At 62.7% G+C, this 23067-nt stretch carries 19 protein-coding genes and 1 tRNA gene; 5 read left to right on the top strand and 15 right to left on the bottom strand.

The annotated features are described in order from the left end of the window. Nucleotides 1-5 precede the first annotated feature (5 nt). Complete coding sequence (locus RID42_17555) at nt 6-860, top strand: TauD/TfdA family dioxygenase (GenBank protein ID MEQ8249484.1); 855 nt, start codon at nt 6-8, stop codon at nt 858-860. Here the strand turns inward: RID42_17555 and RID42_17550 are convergent. Beyond that, nucleotides 857-2800, bottom strand: a complete 1944-nt coding sequence (locus RID42_17550) for an FAD-dependent oxidoreductase (protein MEQ8249483.1) — start codon at nt 2798-2800, stop codon at nt 857-859. The two genes, RID42_17555 and RID42_17550, sit on opposite strands and share 4 nt — an antisense overlap. Nucleotides 2801-2873: 73 nt before the next feature. Here RID42_17550 and RID42_17545 point away from each other — a divergent pair, with 73 nt between their 5' ends. Continuing rightward, on the top strand, nt 2874-4475 hold the full coding sequence (locus RID42_17545) for an FAD-binding oxidoreductase (GenBank protein MEQ8249482.1): 1602 nt from the start codon (nt 2874-2876) through the stop codon (nt 4473-4475). A gap of 43 nt (nt 4476-4518) precedes the next feature. Continuing rightward, nucleotides 4519-5451 (top strand): DMT family transporter, encoded by a 933-nt coding sequence (locus RID42_17540; GenBank protein MEQ8249481.1) that lies wholly within the window; start codon nt 4519-4521, stop codon nt 5449-5451. Here RID42_17540 and RID42_17535 read toward each other — a convergent pair. Then, nucleotides 5448-7409: an FAD-dependent oxidoreductase gene (locus RID42_17535; GenBank protein ID MEQ8249480.1), complete on the bottom strand. Its 1962-nt coding sequence runs from the start codon at nt 7407-7409 to the stop codon at nt 5448-5450. The two genes, RID42_17540 and RID42_17535, sit on opposite strands and share 4 nt — an antisense overlap. 82 nt (nt 7410-7491) lie before the next feature. Further along, nucleotides 7492-9795, bottom strand: a complete 2304-nt coding sequence (locus RID42_17530; GenBank protein ID MEQ8249479.1) for a methyl-accepting chemotaxis protein — start codon at nt 9793-9795, stop codon at nt 7492-7494. Between the two features lie 302 nt (nt 9796-10097). Here RID42_17530 and RID42_17525 point away from each other — a divergent pair, with 302 nt between their 5' ends. Further along, nucleotides 10098-10946 carry a DMT family transporter gene (locus RID42_17525; protein ID MEQ8249478.1) on the top strand — a complete coding sequence of 283 codons (849 nt, stop codon included), beginning with the start codon at nt 10098-10100 and terminating at the stop codon, nt 10944-10946. Between the two features lie 98 nt (nt 10947-11044). Here RID42_17525 and RID42_17520 read toward each other — a convergent pair whose 3' ends face one another. From RID42_17520 to RID42_17490, 7 genes are all read right to left on the bottom strand, one after another. After that, complete coding sequence (locus RID42_17520; GenBank protein ID MEQ8249477.1) at nt 11045-11515, bottom strand: cupin domain-containing protein; 471 nt, start codon at nt 11513-11515, stop codon at nt 11045-11047. 50 nt (nt 11516-11565) lie between these two features. Continuing rightward, complete coding sequence (locus RID42_17515) at nt 11566-12738, bottom strand: isovaleryl-CoA dehydrogenase (protein MEQ8249476.1); 1173 nt, start codon at nt 12736-12738, stop codon at nt 11566-11568. A gap of 19 nt (nt 12739-12757) precedes the next feature. Beyond that, entirely contained in the window at nt 12758-13183 is a 426-nt protein-coding gene (locus RID42_17510; protein MEQ8249475.1) for a PaaI family thioesterase, read from the bottom strand. A 10-nt stretch (nt 13184-13193) separates the two neighbouring features. Continuing rightward, nucleotides 13194-14609, bottom strand: coding sequence for a magnesium transporter (gene mgtE / locus RID42_17505; protein MEQ8249474.1), 1416 nt, complete (start codon nt 14607-14609; stop codon nt 13194-13196). Between the two features lie 7 nt (nt 14610-14616). Further along, a complete protein-coding gene (locus RID42_17500; protein MEQ8249473.1) occupies nt 14617-16908 on the bottom strand; it encodes an NADP-dependent malic enzyme in 2292 nt (763 codons plus the stop codon). Between the two features lie 120 nt (nt 16909-17028). Further along, a tRNA-Leu gene (locus RID42_17495) sits at nt 17029-17116 on the bottom strand. Nucleotides 17117-17200: 84 nt separating this feature from the next. Further along, on the bottom strand, nt 17201-17443 hold the full coding sequence (locus RID42_17490) for a FliM/FliN family flagellar motor switch protein (GenBank protein MEQ8249472.1): 243 nt from the start codon (nt 17441-17443) through the stop codon (nt 17201-17203). A gap of 96 nt (nt 17444-17539) precedes the next feature. Here RID42_17490 and lipB point away from each other — a divergent pair, with 96 nt between their 5' ends. Beyond that, nucleotides 17540-18226 carry a lipoyl(octanoyl) transferase LipB gene (lipB, locus tag RID42_17485; GenBank protein ID MEQ8249471.1) on the top strand — a complete coding sequence of 229 codons (687 nt, stop codon included), beginning with the start codon at nt 17540-17542 and terminating at the stop codon, nt 18224-18226. Nucleotides 18227-18376: 150 nt separating this feature from the next. On the opposite strand, the gene RID42_17480 is transcribed toward lipB, so the two are convergent. Genes RID42_17480 through RID42_17460 form a run of 5 tightly spaced genes read right to left on the bottom strand, consistent with a single transcriptional unit; the run spans nt 18377 to nt 23031 of the window. Continuing rightward, nucleotides 18377-18682 carry an acylphosphatase gene (locus tag RID42_17480; GenBank protein ID MEQ8249470.1) on the bottom strand — a complete coding sequence of 102 codons (306 nt, stop codon included), beginning with the start codon at nt 18680-18682 and terminating at the stop codon, nt 18377-18379. Continuing rightward, the gene (locus RID42_17475; GenBank protein MEQ8249469.1) at nt 18679-20634 is read right to left on the bottom strand and encodes an acetyl/propionyl/methylcrotonyl-CoA carboxylase subunit alpha; all 1956 of its coding nucleotides are present in this window, start codon (nt 20632-20634) and stop codon (nt 18679-18681) included. Before RID42_17475 ends, RID42_17480 begins: the two co-directional genes overlap by 4 nt. 35 nt (nt 20635-20669) lie before the next feature. Next, the gene (locus RID42_17470) at nt 20670-21092 is read right to left on the bottom strand and encodes a GNAT family N-acetyltransferase (protein MEQ8249468.1); all 423 of its coding nucleotides are present in this window, start codon (nt 21090-21092) and stop codon (nt 20670-20672) included. Continuing rightward, nucleotides 21089-21502 (bottom strand): GFA family protein, encoded by a 414-nt coding sequence (locus RID42_17465; GenBank protein ID MEQ8249467.1) that lies wholly within the window; start codon nt 21500-21502, stop codon nt 21089-21091. Before RID42_17465 ends, RID42_17470 begins: the two co-directional genes overlap by 4 nt. Further along, entirely contained in the window at nt 21499-23031 is a 1533-nt protein-coding gene (locus RID42_17460; protein ID MEQ8249466.1) for an acyl-CoA carboxylase subunit beta, read from the bottom strand. Before RID42_17460 ends, RID42_17465 begins: the two co-directional genes overlap by 4 nt. Between the last annotated feature and the right edge of the window lie 36 nt (nt 23032-23067).

Below are 23067 nucleotides of genomic sequence, written 5' to 3'. Positions count from 1 at the left end.
TGAACATGATCGTTAGCCCCCTATCGCCCGTCATGGGCGCCGAGATTACCGGCGCCGACCTATCCAGCCCGCTCGGCGAGGCGGATTTCGCGCAGGTCCACCGGGCGTTGCTGGACCACAGTGTCATCGTCTTCCGGGACCAACGCCTCTCCCCGGCCCAGCACGTCGCCTTCAGCCAACGTTTCGGCGACCTGATGGTGCACGTCAAAGCCGAGTACCTGCTGCCGGATCATCCGGAAGTCCTGGTCCTGTCCAACAAGAAGCATCCTGACGGACGGGCCATGGGATTCGAAGATGCGGGCCGCTACTGGCATTCGGACATGTCCTACGTCGAGGAACCGCCGTTGGGTTCCCTTCTCTACGCGGTAGAGATCCCGCCGCAGGGCGGCGACACCCTGTTTTGCAACATGTACACGGCTTACGAGACACTACCGGATGCAACAAAAGCTCGAATCGCCAATCTTCGCGCGTCGCATTCCTATGTTGCGAGTTTCGAGGGCAAAACCCCATCCGGCTACGCGCGCGACACGCTGACCGACGAACAGAAAGCGCAACTGCGCGAGGTCGTTCACCCCGTTGTTCGCACGCACCCGGAGACCGGCCGCAAAGCGCTTTACATCAATCCCGGGTTCACCCTGCGTATCGAGGGATTACCGGAGGACGAGGCCGCCAGTCTGCTCGAGGGATTGATCGCGCACATGACACAGCCGGCATTCCAGTACCGCCACGTTTGGCAGCCCCACGACCTGATCTTTTGGGACAACCGCTGCACCATGCATCACGCGACGACCTACGACACGCGGTTTGCCCGGCATATGCACCGCACGACGGTGCGCGGCGACCGCCCCTTCGCCGCCTAAATCGAATGGACGAGGCGCGCAGCGTCGTCTGTCGCGGCCCAGAACCCCCGTGGAGCGACACAATCGCCGATTGCTAACGCTGATTCGGAAATCGGTCGCGGCAATGTCCCTGTCGACAGGATGATCGTATCGAAGGGGCCCAAGGTGCGCCCCGAAGAAAGGGTTGCCGTCTCGTCGTCGACAGCAGCTACTGTTTCGCCAGCAACGATGCCTATACCGGCGGCATTCAACCGAGCAGCAACCTCGGATATCTCCACGGTGAAAAGTAAATCTGGCAACGCCGGATGCGCGACGGCGGTCACAATCGTGACCGCATCGACACCGGGCGCACCGATCAACGTCTCAGCAAGCGAAATCGTCGGCCAGCCGTTCTCCTCGTCGACGATCAGGACGCGGCCCCGCGCTTCGGCGGTCCCGACGAGGACATCCCGGCCGTGTGGAAGTCGGTCTGCACCGGGAATGCCGGAGATCAAATGAGGTCTGCGACGCCACACGGCACTTTGCGCCGGCACACTACCGATCGCCCAAATCAACCGATCCGCTTCCGGCGGCGTCTCGGGAGAAATCTTCGCGTTGAGCTTGAGCACAACGCCCAGGTCGGAGAGTTGCTCGGTCCACCATCCGATCGCGCTTAGAATTGGGGCGCGGTGCGGCGCGCGGCCGGCCAACGCCATTTGACCGCCTAACGTCGCGGCGGCCTCGTAGAGCGTCACGTCGTACCCGCGGATCGCCGCAGCGCGCGCAGCCTCCAAGCCGGCCGGCCCACCACCGATCACCGCAATGGATTGCGGGCGAGATATGCGCGGTCGTTTCGGCCGCTCTGCCTCCCGACCGGCCCTCGGATTAACGACACAGGTCGCCGGACCAACCCCACGTTGGGCGAACGTGCAGGCTTGATTGCAGGAGATGCACGGGCGGATCGCCCGTTCTCGACCGTCGCGGACTTTTTCCAGCCAATTCGGATCGGCAATCCAGGGCCGCGCCATGGCAACGATATCCGCATCGCCGGTCGCAACTGCCTCTTCGATCTCCTGGGGCGCACGGAAACTACCCGCAACCATGACCGGCGCGCCCAAAGCCACGCGAAAGCGGGAGCCAACACGGCGGAGGTGCGCTTCCGGCCACGTCATCGGTGGCATGAGGTCAGCCAAGGTGAAGTGGGAACCGGTGATCAGGCTGACATAGTCGACCAATCCATCCCCAACGACGGCTTGCATCGCCGCTAGCGACTCGGCCTCGCCATAACTGCCCTCCTCTCCAACAATGCTGTGGGCGACCGAGGTTCTGATGCCGATCGCGAGCTCGCCGGCGACCGCCTCCCGCACGGCGGTCAACACCTCACGGACGAGGCGTAGTCGGTTCTCAAACGACCCGCCATACGCGTCGGTCCGCCGATTAAAGAGAGGGTTTAGAAAGGAACCCAGGAGGTAATCGGACGAGGTCTGCACCTCAAGCGCGTCTAGGCCGGCAGCTCGGCACCGACTAGCTGCCGCGCCATAGGCTGCGACGAGGGATTTGATGTCGCTTGCCGTCATCGCCTTGGGCAAATCGTTGAACTGCGCCGAAGGTACGACCGACGGTGCCCACGCCGCCGCCCCGCCAAGGTGGGTCATGTTGTGACCGGCATGCCAGAGGATCACCGACAGGCGTGAGCCCGCAGCGTGTACCTCGTCGGCTAAATCCCGCAGGCCGGGCACGACGGCATCGTCGAACAGATGCGGACGGACGCCCTTTACCGACGACGGGTGAACCGGCGAAGACTCAAGCCCGACCATTGACGCGCCGCCCCGCGCCCGGGCAACCATATAGGCGTGCAGCCGCTTGCCGACGACGCCGTTACCGTCCGCCAAGCCCATGTGGTGACCGCTCATAACAACTCTGTTTTTGAGCGTCATGGGCCCCAGTCGGACCGGCGAGAAAAGATGCTTGTAAGTCTGCATGGAGCGTCCGAACACGTTTGCCGCAACCCGATCATGGTATAGTGGGCTTGAATTTCGGGATAGGGAGGTTTCGATGGCGCAGGCTGAGATCGGCGACAACCAGGCACAGGTAATCGGCGAGTTGCGCGCCCTTTTGGGGGACAAACATGTCGTCACCGACGAAAAGGAACGGGAGTTCTTTTCGACCGACATCTTCTACCGAGCCGACGCCGTGGCGGCGTTTGTCGTCGCTCCGGGCAGCAAAGAGGAACTCGCGAAGGCCGTCGGCTTGGCGACCCGCGCCGGATTTGCGGTCGTCCCCCGCGGCGGCGGGATGTCCTATACCGGGGGCTACCGGCCGACCCGGGAAGACTCGGTTATTGTCGATACGCGCCGCCTCGACAAGATCGTGGAGATCAACGCAGAAGACATGTACGTCACCGTCGAGTGCGGGACGACCTGGAAGAGACTCTATGAGGCCCTGAAAGCGCGGGGGCTCCGGACGCCCTATTTCGGGCCGTTCTCGGGCATGTATGCCACCGTGGGCGGCGCCCTATCCCAGAACAGCATCTTTTTTGGATCCAGCATCCACGGCACCGCGGCCGATGCGGTCCTTTCGCTGGAAGTAGCCCTCGCCGACGGTACAGTTGTGCGCACCGGCTCCAGTGCCGCGGCCCACAACCCGTCGCCGTTTTTCCGCACCTACGGCCCCGATCTTACTGGGTTGTTCCTGGGCGATACCGGCGCGCTGGGGTTCAAGCTCCAAGCGACATTGCGGCTGATACCGTTTGCCGCGGAACAGCGCTTCGCGTCGTTTTCGTTCGAAACGGACAAGCAAATGTTTGCCGCGATGGCGCAGGTTGCGCGCGAACGCCTCGCCGAAGAATGCTATGGCTTCGACCCTTTCTTGCTGGGCCTGCGGCTCAAATTCGAAGGATTGGCCCAGGACGTAAAGTCGTTGGCCGCCGTCGCGAAATCCGGAAAAACCCTAATCGGCGGCCTACGGGATGCTGCCAAGATTGCCGTCGCTGGGCGGCGCTTCATGGAGGGCGTCAGCTATGGCATGCACACGGTCATCGAAGGTCGCGACGACGCGGATGTCGAGAGTGCGCTGCGACGCGTAAGGGCCATTGCCAGCGAGCATGGCGGCAAGGAAATCGAGAACAGCCTGCCCAAGCTGGTCCGCGCCAATCCGTTCCTGCCGACCAATCGGCTGCTCGGGCCTGAAGGCGAGCGTTGGGTTCCGATCCACGTGATCCTGCCACACTCCCGTATCTCGGCGATGCTCGCCGCGTTGGATGCCTATTTCAACGCCAACGCCGCGATGGTCGAAGAGAATGGGATTCAATGGGGCTACCTCACCTCGACGATCGGCACCACCGCGACGCTGATCGAACCGACGTTCTTTTGGCCCGACTCGCACTATCAGATTCACGAGCGCTACATCGAGGACGCCCACTACGCCAAACTCAAGAAGTTCCCCGAGAACCTCAAGGCGCGCAACGCCATGGCCCGAATCCGCAACGACCTCGCGGATCTGTTCATGGAACACGGCGGGACCCACCTGCAAATCGGCAAGATGTATCGGTACCGCGAAAGCCGCGACCCGGCGACATGGAAGCTGATCGAAGGAATCAAAGCCTTGCTCGACCCCGACAGTGCGGTCAATCCTGGATCGCTAGGCCTCGGGTCATAGACCCGCGGCGTCGGGCGTCGTCGCCGGCCTTCTGAGGCGCCCCGTGACCAATTCTCCGGTTCTGCGCGCGGCGCTATGGATGACCGGGACGCTGATGGCGTTCTCGATGGTTGGCGTCGCCACCCGCCACCTCACCGACGGTGGGTTGCCGGTGTTCCAAATCCTGTTTCTGCGTGCCGCGGTCGGCCTCGCAATCCTGGGCCCGATCGTGATGTGGCGGGGTTGGTCGAGCGTCCGAACCGCCCAATGGCGGCTGCATGGCGTTCGCAACACGCTGCATTTTGGGGCGAGCTATGCCTGGTACTTCGGGATCGCCGTCCTGCCCCTGGCCAACGTCTTTGCGATCGAATTTACCGCGCCGATTTGGGTTGCCCTTCTGGCGGTCTTGCTGCTGGGCGAACGCCTTAACCGGGGGCGCGGGGTGGCGATCGTCCTCGGCATTGCCGGGATGCTGATCATCCTGCGGCCGGGATTCGAATCGTTCACCGCCGCATCGCTGGTCGTTCTTGTCAGCGCATTCGGTTTCGCCTGCGCCCATATCGCCACCAAAGAACTCACGCAGAACAACTCCGTGTTGCAGGTATTGTTTTGGATGGCGGCGATGCAATTCCCGATGGGCCTCGGCCCGGCCATCGCCGTCTGGACCCCGATCGAGGGCTATGCGTGGCTGTGGACCTTCGCCGTCGGGGCAAGCGCCGTAACCGCTCACTTCTGTCTCACCCGCGCGCTAAGCCTTGCCGATGCCAGCGTCGTCGTGCCGATGGATTTCCTGCGGATTCCGTTGATCGCCATCGTCAGCCTGTTCGTTTTCGGCGAGGCCATCGACGGTTGGGTCATCTTTGGCGCGGCCGTGATCTTTGCGGGAACCTACTACAGCATTCGGCACGAGCACCGGAAGGTGGCGGCTTTTGCCGTTGCGGTCCCGCCGCTGGAACAACCCGAAGCCCTCGACCCGACACTGCCCGACCGGCGCTAGAGCGACCGTGCGATTTTCGCGGCATCGTTGGTCGCCGCCCAAATACCCCGCGGCGCTACGCAGTCGCCTATCGCGTGGCCACCTTCTGGGTAGGTCCTGGCCACCGTTCCGGTGGCGAGAACGATTGTGTCGAACGGGCCGAGCGTCCGCCCGTCGCGGCTGCGGATAGAGCCCGCCGCAACTTCCTCGACGACGACGCCCCCGACAACCTCAATGCCAGCGGCGCGAATGCGCGCGGTCACGGCCGGGAGTTCACGGGTAAAGGTCAAATCCGCTTCGCCCCAGGTCACCTCGGTTGTGGCCACGGTCACCTTCGCGACATCGGCCCGGCCCGCCAACGTCTCGGCCAGGGAGATGGCGGCCCAGCCGCCCTCTTCATCGACGATGAGGACGTTGCCCGACGCAGATTTCTCGCCCGCTAAGATTTCTCGACCGTGCGGCAGGTCCGCACCGCCAGGGATGCCGTCGTGCAGCCACGGCCGTAGGCGCCATACAGCGGTCGGCCCCGGTGCGGCACCAAGCGCCCAAATCACCTCGTCCGCATCGACATCGGCAGCCGCCTCAACCTTGGTACCAAGCTTGATATCGACCTGCCGCTGGCGAAGTTCTGTTTCCCACCACGCGAGCGCATCCTTCATTTCTTCCCGGTGCGGCGCATCTGCGGCCAAGCGCATCTGGCCGCCCAGGTGATCTTGCGCCTCGTACAGCGTGACGCGGTGGCCGCGGGCGGCTGCGACCCGCGCGGCTTCCATTCCTGCAGGCCCCCCGCCAATCACGGCGACCTTCTTGGGCCGGGCCGCCGGGGCCGGGTTCAGGGGCATTTCGCCCTCGCGGCCCGCGGTGGGGTTGAGGACACAGGAACCCGGAATATGCCGGAAGACGAACCCTGCGCAGGCCTGATTGCACGACATGCAGGGGCGGATCATTTCTTCGCGCCCTTCGATGATCTTGTTCGCCCATTCAGGATCGGCAACCCAGGTGCGGGCCATCGCGACGATGTCGGCGCTACCCTCGGCGATCATCCGTTCGGCATCGGCGGGAGAGCGAATACGCCCAGCAACGATCAGCGGCACCTTGACCGCCGCCTTGAACGCTTTGGCCTCCTCGGCCAGTTGGTTACGCTGCATGTTCATCGGCGGAATGGTTTCATGGCCCGCCCAGCGCGACCCCGAAATGATGCTGACCCAATCCACGAGACCCGCATCGGCCAGCGCCTTCATGGCAGCAACGGATTCTTCGAGCTTGTAGTCGACCGGGGCGTAAGGAATGTGGTGAGAAGTGGAGGTCCGCACGCCGACAGCCATATCGGGGCCTGCCGCTTCGCGCACGGCCTCGCAAATCTCCAGCACGATGCGGAGCCGATTCTCGAACGAACCCCCGTAGGCGTCCGTGCGGTGGTTCATCGCGGGCGAGAGGAACGAACCCAACAGATAGCTGGTCGCGGTCTGGACCTCGACGGCGTCGAGCCCCGCTTCGCGGCAGCGCCGCGCAGCTTCGGCATAGCCGCCAATGAGTTCGCGGATTTCTACCGGGGTGATGGCGCGCGGGGTCTCGCGCGACATGTTGGGGATCGGCGACGAGGACACCGCCGCCTGACCTTCGATATGGGTGACATTGTGCCCGCCGTGCCACAACGTAATCGACAGCTTGGCATCCGCGTCATGCACCGCGTCGGCCAATTTACGCAAGCTTGGCACCACCTCGTCCGAGTAGAGACGAACGTTGAGGAAGCGATTACCGGTCGAGGTATGCACCGGCGCGGACTCGGTACCCAGCATCGCCGCACCGCCCCGCGCGCGGGTCAGGACATAGTTATGGAGCCGGTCGGTGACGCCGCCGGATTGGTCGTTGAGCGACATCCCGTGGGCGCTCATGGTGGCGCGGTGCTTGAGCGTCATCGGGCCGACCTGGATCGGCAAGAGCAGATTGGGGTAGCGCGCGCTGGCTTGGACGGTCATGGGGCACTCCTGTGGTCCGCCCCATCATGGCAGGCGGCCCGGCACAGCCCAAGGGTTTGCCGGGCCTATCGTGCGATTACCGCTAGCTGTGGTCGGGCAGCGCCTTGGGGTCGGCCCGCCCGGTCAACTGGGTCGCCGTGGAGACCCGGAAGAACCGCATCAGGCTGACCAGTTCGGAGGCCTGGCCGCCCAACGCTTGGACAGCGGCCGTGGTCTGTTCGACAAGCGCCGCGTTTTGTTGGGTCATGCTGTCCATCTGGGCGATGGCCGAATTGACCTCACTGAGTCCGCCGGCTTGCTCTTCGCTGGCCCGGGCAACCTCGTCGATGATCGACGCGACCTTTTGAACGCCGGCGATAATCTGGCCTAGCGCCTCGCCGGCGCTGTTGACCAGTTTGACACCGTTGTCGACGTGGGACGAACTCGTGGTGATCAATTGCTTGATCTCGCTTGCCGCGTCGCCGGACCGCTGCGCGAGGGACCGCACCTCGGATGCGACTACCGCAAAACCTTTACCGGCCTCTCCCGCCCGCGCCGCTTCGACTGAGGCATTGAGGGCCAACAGGTTCGTCTGGAAGGAGATATCGTCGATGACGTTGACGATTTCCGAAATCGACCTCGAGGACTCCTCGATCTGGGACATCGCAGCAACTGCATTGGTCACGATCTCGCCACCATGATCCGCCTCCTGGCGGGCCTGGCTGACCAGATTGTTCGCCTCTTTGGCGTTCTCGGCGTTGCGCCGGACAGTCCCTGTCATTTCCTCCATGGCCGCGGCAGTCTCTTCGAGATTGGCGGCCTGTTGCTCGGTACGTTGGGCCAAATCGTCGGCGCCGCGTCCCAGTTCCCCGGACGCCTCGTTGACGTTGTCGGTCGCACCGCGAATATCGCCGACCAGGTCGGCGAGACGTACCGCCATGCCGTTGAGGTCTTCTTTGAGTTTCAAGAAGGAGCCCTGATAGTCGCCCGTTACCCGGCTGTCCAAGTCGCCTTCGGAGAGCGCAGAGGCCACATCCATCACTTCGTTCAGGCCGCGATCGACCGTTTCAACCAACTCGTTCATCGACTGCGACAGGCTGAGCATGAAGCCTTCCTTGCCCGCAACCTCGACTCGCGCGGAGAAGTCACCGACGACCGCTGCACCGACGACCGCATCGATTTCCTCACCGGCCCTCTGTTCGGCTACCTGACGGTTGTGGATTTGGACGGCGTTCTCTTTGAAGATTTCGAGCGCCGCCGCCATATCGGCAATTTCGTCGCTCCGGTCCCGACCCGGAACCTCGACGTCTAGGTTGCCGCCTGCGAGGTCACGCATGACGCCCGCAAACCGGTTCAAGGCCCGCGAAATACTGCTGCCAACCGCCGATGTTAAGACAGCCACGACGACTACCATCGCACCGCCGCCGATGGCCGACGCCCAAATCAATAGCGTCAGGAGGCCCCGAGTCGATTCCGAGGCTTCGTCGCTCTTCTCGCGCAGCGCCTCGATCCTCTTGGCTAGATCTTCCTGCGCAGCGCTGCCCGCACCGTCGATAGCATCGTCCAGACGGGCGAACTCCTGCTCGCCTCGACCGAACCGCTCGATCACACCGGCCAGATCGCTGGTTACGAGGGCAACAAAGCGGTCGAACATCTCGTTGAGCACTTCGACTTCTTGCTGCACTTGCAGCGAACCATCGGCCCGTGCGATGGCATTTAGCTCGTCTTTTGCGATAGCAAGTTGCGCGGCAACCTCCGCAACACGCTCTGGCGAGATTTGTCCCTCAATGCGATCGATAATGGCGTCCATCGCAATCAAGTTGATCTCCGACCCCGCTTGGCCGATACGCGAGAACCGCGTGCGTAACTCCGCCAAGGTGGTACCGCCAACCTGCCTCTCGAGCCGTTCGCTCAATTGATCGAGTTTCTCGCCGATTTCGCCGCCTAAACCATCGATCCGATCGTCGAGGTCGGCAAACCCGGATTCGATGCTACCGACGTCGTTCACAGCGGCATTGAGGTCGTTGAGAACCAACGCCGCCAACTGGGCCGCGTTCGCACGAATAGATGCCAACAGCGCCCGCTCTTCGTCGTCGACGGCGTGCTTCAGGAGATCGTCGAGGCCTGACTCGAAATCCGCCGCCGCCTGCTGCACTGTGCCAATCCGGTCGTCGGCAATTCGCCCTTCGGCCCGGTCGACAATAGCGTCCATGGCGACCAAATTTATTTCGGAGACATTCAGCAGCAGCCGCTCGGCAATCGCCATATCCAGGTTGCGTTCGTCGCTTTCGAGCAACCGGTCCTCGACCAGGAGCCCGACAATCACGAAAAGCGCGGTCATGATAACGATGGTCAAGGCGCTCAGCGCGGTGAGGGCATTGAGTTTGCGTCCGATGGTCCATTTCATCTTGGTCGTCCCCTTGATCCTTGCCGTCGACTGCTTGTAGGCCTATCGATCCCGCCTGTTCGCCGCTATCTCGCCTATCCAGCCCGTTCTGCCCCGGTTGCGGTCTAGTTGTCGACGGCATCCCGGGCCTTCGAAAAGAGCCCCTCGCATCACCAAAGCGAGCGAAGTGACTGAAGTTTCTAGCAAATAGTCGCGCGCTGTCCACTCGGTAGAAATACGCAGAGCCAGAGGGTTCCCCCTATCCCCATGTCGCCCCCCGGAAAACCCGCGTAGCATGGCAAAATGCGATCCGACGTAAGCCCATGACCCCCAACCTGCGCGGCGCCCTGTGGATGTTCGGCATGGTCGTGTCGTTGTCGCTGTTGGCGATCGCCGCGCGCGAGTTGGGCGACCGCCACAACCCGATGGAGTTGCAGGTCGTGCGCCACGGGATGAGCTTGCTCATATTGCTACCGTTCGTGGTCCGTGCGGGGTTCCGACCGATCAGAACCAACAACTTAAAGTTGCAGATATTCCGGAATCTGTCGCATTTCGCAGCCACCATCGGCTGGTACCTCGCCGTCACGATGTTGCCCCTGGCCGAGGTCTTTGCGATCGAGTTCACCACGCCGGTGTGGGTGGCGCTGCTGGCGGTGCTGTTCCTGGGCGAAAAGATGAACCGAGGGCGGATGATCGCCCTGGTGCTCGGGATCGCCGGTATCTTGGTGATTCTGCGGCCCGGCTTTACGGAAGTCGGCTTGGGCACCTGGATCATGGTGGCTGCCGCCCTGGGGTTTGCGGTGGCCAACGCCAGCACTAAACGGCTAACGCGCACCGACAGCGTGCTGACGGTATTGGTGTGGATGTCTGGATTGCAGGGCGCAATGGCCCTGGCCGGCGTGGCGACGTTGGGATGGACCGCGCCGACCGCTGGCGAACTTCCCTGGCTCGCCGTCATCGGTCTGATGGGCCTGGCGGCACATTTCTCGCTCGCCAAGGCCCTACAACTGGCCGACGTGTCGCTGGTCAATCCAGTCGATTTTCTCCGCCTGCCCCTAATCGCCGTGGTGGCTTACATCGCCTATGGCGAAGCCGTCGAAATCGCGGTGCTGATAGGTGCGGCGATGATCTTCGCCGGCAACTATGTCGCGATCCGCCGGGAGAGCCGCTAGGCCGTTCCGCCCGGCGGGTCAATTCGCCGATACCAAGCCACTCGCGCCGATATCAACGGGTACAAGGGTCGCTATCCCGTCAGTCCCACCGATTCAGGCTATTTAAACGGTGTGCGGTCTTTGTGGAGCCAATGCGGTTTGTCCTCGGCATCGCGTTCGAAAATCATGTCGATATCCGAATACTCGCCTGAATCTCCCGGCAGGCGGTCGCCAATCTCAAGATAGGCGGCGGGCTTGCCGCTCTTATTGACCAGGTTGTGGCCGTCGGTTTCGCCGGCGGGAAATCCGGCGGACATACCGGGCGTCAGAACCTCCTCGCCGGCATCGGTGACCAGCGTGATCTCGCCTTCCAACACCCAGATGAACTCGTCTTGGACCCGGTGCCAATGGCGCTGCGCCGACGCCTGACCGGGCGGGAGGATGGTGTAGTTGACGCCGAAATTCTTGAGCCCCGCAGCGTCACCCAAGGCACGCTTTTCGCGCCCCGCGCACATGGCGTCGTGCGGTTTGGGATAGCCCGAGCCGATGCGGGATTTCAGGCTCTTGGGGTCTTTGATGACGTGAGACATGGCCGTTCTCCTCAAAATCCGCCCAGATCAATGGGCACTAATCGTTTCTGTTATTTCGTCTCTTCGAAGATCTCGCGGCCGATGAGCATCCGGCGGATTTCGGACGTGCCAGCACCGATCTCGTAGAGCTTGGCGTCGCGCAAATACCGCCCGGTGGGATAGTCGTTGATATAGCCGTTGCCGCCCAAACATTGGATCGCGTCGAGCGCGACCTGGGTCGCTTTCTCGGCCGCGTAGAGGATCGCGCCAGCCGAATCCTTGCGCGTGACGCGGCCCCGGTCGCAGGCGCGGGCAGCCGCATACACGTAGGCGCGGCAGGCGTTGAGGGTCGTGTACATGTCGGCCAGTTTGCCCTGGATGAGTTGAAACTCGCCGATGGGTTGGCCGAACTGTTGGCGTTCGTGCACGTAAGGGACGACGGTATCGAGGCAGGCCTGCATAATCCCTAAGGGCCCACCCGCGAGGACCGCGCGTTCATAGTCGAGCCCACTCATAAGTACGCCGACGCCCTTGCCCTCCGTGCCGAGGACGTTGTCCGCCGGCACCTCGCAGTCTTCGAAGACCAGCTCGCCGGTATCCGAACCCCGCATGCCGAGCTTGTCGAGTTTCTGGGCGGTGCTGAATCCCTTGAAGCCGCGCTCGATAATGAACGCGGTAATGCCGCGCGCGCCTGCCTGCGGATCGGTTTTGGCGTAGACCACTAGGGTGTCGGCAACCGGTCCGTTGGTAATCCAGAACTTGGCACCGTTGAGGACGTAGCGGTCGCCCTTTTTCTCGGCCCGCAGTTTCATCGAAACGACGTCGGATCCTGCGCCGGTTTCGCTCATCGCCAGGGCGCCGATGTGCTCGCCGGAGATCAGCTTGGGCAGGTAGCGTTGCTTTTGCGCGGGCGTCCCGTTGAGCCGCAATTGATTGACGCACAGGTTCGAGTGGGCACCGTAGGAAAGGCCGACGGCCGCCGACCCCCGGCTGAGTTCCTCCATCGCGACGACGTGTTCGAGGTAGCCCATGCCGGCGCCGCCGTACTCGTCTTCGACCGTGATCCCCAGCAAGCCCGCCGCGCCCATCTTGCGCCACAAACCGTCCGGCCAGGTATTGGCGCGGTCCATTTCGTCCGCCGCCGGCGCAACGTGATCGGCTGTAAACGACATCACCGTGTCGCGCAGCATGTCGGCGGTATCGCCGAGATCGAAGTCGAAGGCCGGCAGTTGGTTAGGAATCATGGCACTAGAATAGCGTGACCTAAGCCTTGGGCCACAGCACCATCTGGGTGCACCGAAAACTCGCGATGCGCTTGCCGTCTTCGCGGGTGACGTCGGCATCCCACACCTGGGTGTTGCGGCCGCCGTGGATCATCCGGGCTTCGCTGGTGACCAGACCGCTACTGGCGGTCCCAAGGAAGTTGCATTTGAGTTCGATCGTGGTGAACCCCACCGCCCCGTCCGGGCGCGATCCCTGGCAGCCGGCCCCGCAGACCGTATCGGCGATGCCGACAACCGCCGCGCCGTGGAGGTAGTTCGTCGGAGTCAGGTGTTGGGGGCCCAGCCGCATCTCGGCACGGGCCAACCCATGCTCCAGATGGGTAATCGTAATGTCCAGGTGTCCAGGAAAGTGCTCGCGGGCCGCCGCGTTGAAGCCCGCCGCATTCGTCAAATCGCCTGATGCCATCGCTTTTCCCTTAGATCAACAACCACGCCGCGAGCCCGAGGAAGGCAAAAAACCCAACCACATCGGTAACCGTCGTCACGAAGACCGTCGCCGCCAAGGCCGGATCGACGCCGATCCGGTTGAGGCCCAGCGGAATCAGAATACCGGAGAAGCCGGCCGCCATCATGTTGATGATCATCGCCGCCACGATAATCGCGCTCAGGCCGGTGTCGCCGAACCAGAGGTAGGTGCCGATCCCGCAGAGCACGGCGAAGGCTATCCCGTTGATGAAGCTGACGATCAGCTCCTTGTTCACTAGCCTGAAGACGTTCGAGGCCGTGATATCGCGGGTCGCCAAGGCGCGGACCGTGACCGTGAGGGCCTGTGTCCCGGCGTTGCCGCCCATCGACGCGACGATCGGCATCAAAATGGCAAGGGCGACAATCTGTTCGATAGTCCCGCCAAAAACCGAGATGACAAGCGAGGCGACCACCGCGGTTGCCAGGTTGACAAGCAACCAGACGAAGCGCCCGCGCACGATGCGAAAAACGTCGTCGTGGATGCCCGCCCCACCGGCGCGGGTCAGACGGCGAATATCCTCTTCGGCCTCTTCTTGGATCACATCGACGATATCGTCGTGCATGATAACCCCAACCAGACGACCGCTCGGATCGGTGACTGGCGCCGAGGCCAAATCGTACTGCTGGAAAAGGTAGGCGACTTCTTCCTGATCCATATCGACCGGTATGACCCGCGGGTCGGGTTCCATGATATCGCCGATCGGGATCGGTCGGCGCGCCCGCAGCAGGATATTCAGCGGCAAGGTTCCGATCGGGTGATGGTCGGCATCGATGAGAATCAATTCGTAGAAATCGTCGGGCAAGTCCTCGGTCTCGCGCAAATAGTCGATCACTTGCCCGACATTCCAATAGGACGGGACCGAGATCAGATCCCGCTGCATCAGCCGCCCTGCGGAATTCGGCGGGAATGCAAGAGCCTGCTCAATCTCGGACCGATCGACTGCGTCGAGGCGGTCTAGAACCTCGCGCTGGAGGTGTTCGTCCAGATCGTCCAGAACGTCTAGGGCGTCGTCGGTCTCGAGTTCCGCAATAGCTGCTGCTGTGGTCTCGCTGCCGAGATAGTCGAGAACGTGCTCCAGCGTCGCATCGTTGAGTTCGGTGAGAACCTCGGGATCGAAGGACTCCTGGATCGAATCGATCAGTGCCGATCGATACTCTGGATCGATCGTCTCGATCAGGTCGGCGACGTCGGCAGCGTGGAGGTCATGAACAATCGCCGCGGCGGCATCGATTTCGCCTGCTTCAAGTGCGTCTTCGACCGCATTGACGGTATCCATCGACAGGCCAACCGAACTGTCTGGCGGTGGCGTCGCCAATGTCGCCCCGGCGACCTTCGTCTTCTCCGGCTCGCGGGGCGCGTCGCTCATGGTTTGGTTAGCCCGCCACGCGCTTGCCGGCTGCTGCAACCTGAGCCTCGACGACCGCGAGCGCGCTCATATTGACCAAACCGCGCACCGTGATCGAGGGGTTGACGATGTGCGCCGATCCGGCGAGACCCGCGAGGATCGGGCCCACCGACAGACCGTCGGTCATGGTTCGGGCAATGGTGAACGCGATATTAGCGGAGTCGACATTTGGGAAAATGAGCAGATTGGCGGCGCCCTTAAGGTCGGAGTCGGGGAACACTCGATCACGGATCGTCTCGGACAGCGCCGCATCGCCCTGCATTTCGCCTTCAACTTCCAGGTCGGGTGCGCGTTCGTGGATGATGGCGAGGGCCTCTCGCATCTTCTGCGCCGACGGATTGGCATGAGTGCCGAAGTTGGAATGCGACAACAAAGCGACCTTTGGGACCAAACCGAAACGCTGCACCGACTCGGCGGCTAGGATCGCGGTCTCGGCGACTTGCTGGGCGGTCGGGTCGTAGTTGACGTTGGTATCGGCAAAAAACACCGTGCCACTCGGCGCAACGAGAACCTGGATCGCGGTCAGGTTAGTGACGCCCTTGCGCATTCCGAGGATATCGCTGACGTACTGGACGTGCCTGCCGTACCGGCCGACAACGCCGCAAATCATCGCGTCGGCATCGCCTCGCCGTACCGCAAGGGCACCGATCACCGGGTTGCGGGTCCGCACGGTGGCTTGGGCCGTGTCGGGGCTGACGCCCTTGCGCCGCATGATCGCGTGATACTCGGTCCAGTAGTCGCGGAACCGCGGGTCGCCTTGTGGATCGATCATATCCACGTCTTTGTCGAGATCGAACCGCAGACCCATTTTCTTGTGGCGCATCTCGATCACGAAACGGCGCCCGATCAGAATCGGTTTAGCCAGACCGTCGTCGATGACGATCTGGACCGCGCGCAGAACGCTCTCTTCCTCGCCCTCGGCATAGACCAAGCGCAAGGGTTCTTCGCGCGCTCGGTCGAAGACCGGCTTCATGACAAAGCTTGTGCGATAGACCGTGCGCGCCAATTTGTCGCGGTAGGCCTTAAAGTCGTCGATCGGACGCGTGGCGACACCTGAATCCATCGCGGCCTTGGCAACCGCCGGTGCAACCTCGACGATCAACCGGGGGTCGAACGGCTTGGGAATAAGGTAGTCCGGGCCGAACTCCAGGGACTGGCCGGCATAGGCCTTGGCGACGACGTCGGTCGCCTCGGCTTTGGCAAGATCGGCGATCGCTTTGACGGCGGCCAGTTTCATCGCCTCGTTGATTTCGGTCGCCCCGACATCGAGCGCGCCGCGGAAAATAAAGGGGAAGCACAGGACGTTGTTGACCTGGTTGGGATAGTCGGATCGGCCCGTCGCGATAATGGCATCGGGACGAACGGCCTTGGCGTCCTCGGGTTTGATCTCCGGGGTCGGGTTGGCGAGCGCCAAAATGAGCGGGCTCTTGCCCATCGTTGCGACCATTTCTGGGGTCAGCACGCCGGGGCCCGAAAGACCCAGAAAAATATCCGCGTTCTCGATCGCGTCGGTGAGGGTGCGCGCATTGGTTTTCGCGGCGAAGCGGGCCTTATAGGGATCCATGTCCTCGTCGCGGCCTTCGTAGACGACGCCCTTGCGGTCGACCACCAGGATATTGTCGGGCTGCATGCCCATACTTACCATCAGGTCGAGACAAGCCAACGCGGCGGCACCAGCGCCCGAGCACACGACCTTGGTATTGCCGATCTCCTTACCGACGACGCGCAACCCGTTATAGAGCGCCGCGGCAACGCAAATGGCCGTCCCATGCTGATCGTCGTGGAACACCGGGATATTCATGCGCTCGCGCAGCGCCTTTTCGATGATGAAACATTCCGGCGCCTTGATGTCCTCGAGATTGATTCCGCCGAAGGTGGGTTCGAGGGCTGCGACGATCTCGATGAATTTCTCGGGGTCGTTCTGCGCCACTTCGATGTCGAATACATCGATATCGGCGAACTTCTTGAAGAGGACGCCCTTGCCCTCCATGACCGGCTTCGACGCCAGCGGTCCAATGTTGCCCAGGCCCAGGACCGCCGTCCCGTTGGTAATCACAGCGACCAGATTGGCCCGTATCGTATAGTCCGCGGCTTTTGCGGGGTCCGCCTCGATCTCGTTGCAGGCCGCCGCGACCCCCGGCGAGTAGGCCAGCGAAAGGTCGCGTTGGTTCAAGAGGTTTTTGGTGGGCGTGACACTTATTTTTCCCGGCGTTGGCCAGCGATGGTACTCCAACGCCATCTGGTCAAGATCGTCAGCCATCTTGTCGCACCCTTGTGTTAGCCCCGAGCGGGCGTTTGCCCCAGGGCGACCCTAGCCCACGGGCAATGCCGCGTCCAAAAACAAGAAAGCCCGCGGCAGCGTTCCGCGGGCTTTATTCGATGGTGCGGTCGAGAAGACTCGAACTTCCACGGGATTAACTCCCACAGCGACCTCAACGCTGCGCGTCTACCAATTCCGCCACGACCGCTTAGTGGCAGCCGAATAGCAAATCTGGATCACGGCTTCAAGCAGCGCCGCACAAACCTTGCGGAATATCGAGGGTTTGCCTCGATTAAAGAATTTCGTTGAGCCCGACGGTATCGGTAATCGTCACCGCGACATGGTCGTCGACAATCATGACCTCGCCCCGGGCGATGACACGGTCGTTGGCCAAGATCAGGGCATGGTCGTTGACCGTGGTATCCAGCTCGATGACGGCGCCGCGACCCATCTTGAGCAGCTGGTTGATGGGCATGTTGGAGCGGCCAAGAACTACCGATAGTTCCACGCTGACAGTGTTGACGGCTCTCGCCATGGGGTGCTCCGACCGATAGCCCAGTTGCTAAGGGATTGATGAGTAAAGAGTATTCCTCAATGAATGGTTAAGGAAGGGGCGTGATAGAGTGCGTCCATGGACACCGTCGAGTGGCAGATCAGCGACCTTCCGGTCCCCTATGAGGACGCCGTCGCTGCGATGGAGCAACGGGTTGCCGACATCCGTGCCGGCACCGTCGGCGACCTTATCTGGCTGGTCGAGCACCCGCCGCTCTACACCGCCGGCACCAGTGCCGCGCCCGCCGACCTTCTGACCCCGGACCGTTTCCCGGTCTATCCGAGCGGCCGGGGCGGTCAGTATACCTACCATGGGCCCGGACAACGGGTGGCCTACGTCATGCTCGACCTGCGGCACCGCAATCGGGATGTCCGGTGTTTCGTGCGCGACCTTGAGGAATGGCTGATTGCCACCCTCGCCGGGTTCGGCGTGACCGGACGGCGGGAGGCCGGACGCATCGGCGTCTGGGTCGATCGGGGCCAGGGGCGCGGGATCGCGAAAATCGCGGCGGTCGGGGTGCGCATTCGCCACTGGATCACCTTCCATGGCATTTCGTTGAACGTGGACCCCGACCTGTCGCACTACAGCGGGATTGTGCCGTGCGGGATCGACGACGCCGGGGTGACATCCCTGGTCGATCTCGGGATTACCGCCTCGATGGCCGAGGTCGATGCCGCGCTTCAGCACTGTTTCGGGAAGATTTTTGGCGCGCCGAGCGCTGAACCCGCGACGACATTCGCCCGTTTCGCCGCCGCCGGTAGGTGATGGCGGCCCTGGGCCACGGCTCCCTGCGCGCAAGGAACGGGTTGCGGTCCATCCCCAAGCCTTGCGGGATACACGGCAAACCCGTTGAAGTAGGACGACAAACGTAGAACCTGGGCACATCGACGCAGGATCGACGGTCTAGGGCGAAACCTACTCGGTCGGCCGTTGGCTGAACCCGCCCGCCAAATCTTCGCCGCCCGCCTCGGTAACAAATCGCGCAACGTCGGTGACCCGCGCCGCCGGGGGACCGACGCGGCAGGCCTCGATCATCTTTTCGACGGCGGCCTCCGGGCCATGGAGCAAGGCCTCAACGGTGCCGTCGGCGCGGTTGCGGACCCATCCGCCGACGCCGAGGGATCGCGCGGTTTCCACGGTCCAACCGCGATACCACACGCCTTGCACCTTGCCGGCTATCCGTACACGAACCGTCGCCGGCGCCGCGGCGTCCGCCGTCATTCGAACTCAAGGATGATCTGATCGACCGCGAGACTGTCACCCGCCGCGGCGTGCAGCTCTTTGATGGTGCCCGAGCGTTCGGCCGTCAGAACGTTTTCCATTTTCATGGCATCGATAATCGCCAGGGTATGGCCCGCTTCGACCTCTTGGCCCGCCTCGACGTTGATCGCCACCACCATGCCCGGCATCGGCGACAGCAAGAAACGGCTCATGTCGGGCGGTTCTTTGATAGGCATTAATCCCATCAGTTCGGCGACGCGGTGGGTGCGCACGAGGACGGTCATGGTCACGGGCCCAAGGGTGACGGCAATGCCTTCGGCAAGGGCGTCGATCTGGGCAAGGACGGGAGCACCGTCGATGGTCCCCTCGAACAGGGGGGAACCGGGGAGCCAGTCGGACACGACATCGAGCGAGGTGCCGTCCGCGACAACGGCGCAACCCCCGTCGACGGGGATGACCTCCAGCGTCACCCGCGCCTCGCCAATTGCCGCGACCCACCTATGGACTGTCCCATTGCCGTCCCGCACCGTGCGGCGGAAGTGGGCCAAACCGGCGATTGCCGCCGCGGCTTGACGTTGCGCTTGGGACGGCTCCGGAGCGGCGTAGCCGTCGGGCCAGGTCTGATCGATAAAGGCGGTCGACAGGTCGCCCGAGCGGAAGGCCGGGCGTTCGATCACATCGCGCAGGAAGCGGACGTTGTGGGCGATGCCCCGGACGTAGAAGGCATCTAGGGCGGCGCCCATGCGAGTGACGGACTCGGCCCGGTCTTTTCCATAGGTCACAAGCTTGGCAAGCATTGGATCGTAGAAGCGCGAAATCTCGCTCCCCTCCTCGACGCCGGTATCGACCCGGACGTTCGCGCTCTCCACCGGTGGACGATATCCGGAGAGCCGCCCGATCGAGGGAAGAAAGCCGCGCACCGGATCCTCGGCATAAAGCCGCGACTCGACGGCCCAGCCGGTGAGTTTTACGTCGGCCTGCGAAATCGTCAGTTTCTTGCCCGCGGCGACGCGAATCATTTGCTCGACCAGATCGAGGCCGGTGATCAGTTCGGTTACAGGATGTTCGACCTGCAGGCGCGTGTTCATTTCGAGGAAAAAGAAATTGCGTTGCGGATCGACGATGAACTCGACGGTACCCGCCGAGGTGTAGTCGACTGCCTTCGCCAGCGCGACAGCCTGCTCTCCCATGGCTTTGCGTGTCGCCGCGTCGAGAAACGGGCTCGGCGCCTCCTCGATGACCTTCTGGTGGCGGCGCTGGATCGAGCACTCGCGTTCGCCGAGGTAGACCGCATTGCCGTGGCTGTCGGCAAGCACTTGGATTTCGATGTGACGCGGTGTTTCGACGTAGCGTTCGATGAAGACCCGGTCGTCGCCGAACGAAGACTTGGCCTCGCTGACGGCGCGCTCGAACCCATCGCGCACGGCGTTGTCGTCGCGCGCGATGCGCATGCCCTTACCACCGCCGCCGGCGGACGCCTTGATCATCACGGGGTAGCCGACTTCGCGCGCAATCTTCAACGCCGCGTCGGCATCGGGCACTTCACCGAGATAGCCCGGCACGGTGGATACGCCCGCCTTGTCGGCCAGTTTCTTGGATTCAATCTTGTCGCCCATCGCCGCGATCGCCCCCGTCGGCGGGCCGATGAAAGTGACGCCCGCAGCTTCGAGGGCACCCACGAAGGCGGCATTCTCGGACAAGAAGCCATAGCCTGGATGCACGGCGTCGGCGCCGGTCTGCTTGATCGCGCGCAAGATGCTGTCGATCACGAGGTAGCTTTCGGCTGCCGGCGCGGGCCCGATTCGTACCGCCTCGTCGGCCATGCGAACATGCGGCGCCGCCGCATCGGCATCGGAATAGACCGCGACCGTCGCAATGCCGAGCCTGCGGGCGGTGCGCATGACGCGGCAGGCAATTTCACCGCGATTGGCTACGAGAATCTTTTTGAACATGAAAAACCGTTTTATTTCAATTGATTAAGGGAATTCTAGGTGGACGGCACGCGGCGAACACGCCGCCAGCCTTCGCCGATTTTGTCAAACCCCGCCGCGTCATAGAAGGACATCGCTTGTGGCGCGGATATTAGGACCAAGGTGATATCGTCCTCGCCACCGGCGGCCTCGTGGGTGCGGCGAATCAATTCCTTACCGATGCCGCGGCCCTGCCACCCCTCGTGGACCAGCAGGTCGGCAAGATAACAAACCCAGCCGAAATCCGACATGGCGCGCGACAGACCGACGAGGCGATTTTCCTCATACGCCGTGACGACCAAGTTCGCGCGATCGAACATTCGCTGCATGCGGACCGGGTCGTCGACCGGACGTCGTGCCCCGAGACTTGTCGCGCGGTACAACGCCAATGCCTCGTCGATCAAGGGCCGGTGGCCGACACGGTAGTCGATGGACGTCACGGCGCGCGCACCGTTCGCGCATGGCGAGGCGCATTGTCGGCGATATGCAACCACGGCAATGCCTCTTCGGTCCACACGTGGACCTTTGGCACGAAAGCCTCTGGGTGATCCAACGCACCGATGTTGATGTGGACCTCGCCGGGATACCGGTCCGCGACATAGGTGAGCGCCCCGCCGCAGGTCGCACAAAACGAGCGGTACACACCGCGCGACGATTCGAAAACCTGCGGCGACGTACCCGCCCACCGGAACGACTTTTCGCCGACGCCGACAAAGGTCGCCACCGCTGCGCCGGTATTCCGGCGGCAACTGCGACAATGGCAATGTGCAGTCCACAACGCCGTGCCGGTGAACGCAAAACGGACTTTGCCGCAAAGACAGCCGCCGTTTTGATCCTCTCCGTCGCTCATAGCGGAATGTTGTCGTGTTTCTTCCAGGGGTTCTCGAGTTCTTTCGTGCGCAGCATGTCCAGCGCCCGGCCGATCCGCAGCCGAGTGTTGTGAGGCATGATGACGTCGTCGAGGAAGCCGCGATGCGAGGCAATGAAAGGATTGGCGAAGCGGCGGCGGTAGTCTTCGGTCAGGACGTCGACCTTTTCGGGGTCCTTGGCTTGCTCGCGAAAGATGATCTCGACCGCCCCCTTGGGCCCCATCACGGCGATCTCCGCTGTCGGCCAAGCGTAGTTGATATCGCCGCGGAGGTGCTTCGAGGCCATAACGTCGTAGGCGCCGCCGTAGGCCTTGCGGGTGATGACCGTGACCTTGGGCACGGTCGCCTCGCCGTAGGCGAAAAGCAGTTTCGCGCCGTGCTTGATGATCCCGCCGTATTCCTGGTCGGTTCCGGGTAGGAAGCCCGGCACATCGACGAAGGTCACGATGGGGATATTGAAACAGTCGCAAAACCGGACGAAGCGGGCACCCTTGCGCGACGAATTGATGTCCAAACAACCGGCCAAGACCATCGGCTGGTTGGCGACGATGCCGATGGTTTGCCCGCCGATGCGCCCGAAGCCGACCACGATATTGCGCGCGAAGTCGGGTTGGATTTCGAAGAAATCGCCCTCGTCGACGACCTTGTGGATGAGTTCCTTGATGTCGTAGGGCTTGGAGGGATCGGGCGGAATGAGCGTATCGAGGGACATTTCCACCCGGTCGATCGGATCCCGCGTGTCACGCACCGGTGCATCCTCGCGGTTCGAGAGGGGCAGGAAGTCGAACATCCGGCGGGTCTGAATCAGCGTGTCGATATCGTTCTCGAAGGCCAAATCGGCGACCGAGGACCGCGTGGTGTGGGTCACCGCGCCCCCGAGCTGTTCTTGCGTGACGACCTCATGAGTCACGGTCTTCACCACGTCCGGCCCAGTGACGAACATGTACGAGGTATCTTTGACCATGAGGATGAAGTCCGTCATGGCCGGTGCATAAACCGCGCCCCCCGCACAGGGCCCCATGATCACGGAAATCTGCGGCACAACGCCCGACGCCAGAATGGTCTTTTGGAAAACATCGGCGTAGCCGCCCAGCGAAGCCACGCCCTCTTGAATCCGCGCGCCACCGGAATCGTTCAAGCCGATGACCGGCGCCCCTACCCTCATCGCCTGATCCATGATCTTGCAGATCTTTTCAGCGTGGGTTTCGGATAGCGAACCGCCGAACACCGTGAAGTCTTGGCTGAACACAAAGACGAGCCTGCCGTTGATCTTCCCGAAGCCGGTGACCACGCCGTCGCCCGGTACCTTTTGGTCGGCCATGCCGAACTCAGTCTCGCGGTGTTCGACGAACATGTCGAACTCCTCGAAGGAGCCCTCATCTAGCAAGACCTCGAGCCGCTCGCGGGCGGTCAGCTTGCCCTTGGCGTGCTGCGCCGTGATCCGGCGTTCGCCGCCGCCGAGGCGCGCGGCCTCGCGTTTTTCCTCGAGCTGACGGATGATATCGTGCATTGAATCCCCAAACGGCTACCAAACGCGGGCATAATA

The organism is Alphaproteobacteria bacterium, from assembly GCA_040216735.1.
Classification (GTDB): Bacteria; Pseudomonadota; Alphaproteobacteria; order SHVP01; family SHVP01; genus CALJDF01.
The sequence above is the reverse complement of the archived record's forward strand: the minus strand, read 5'-3'. Positions and strand labels throughout refer to the sequence as shown.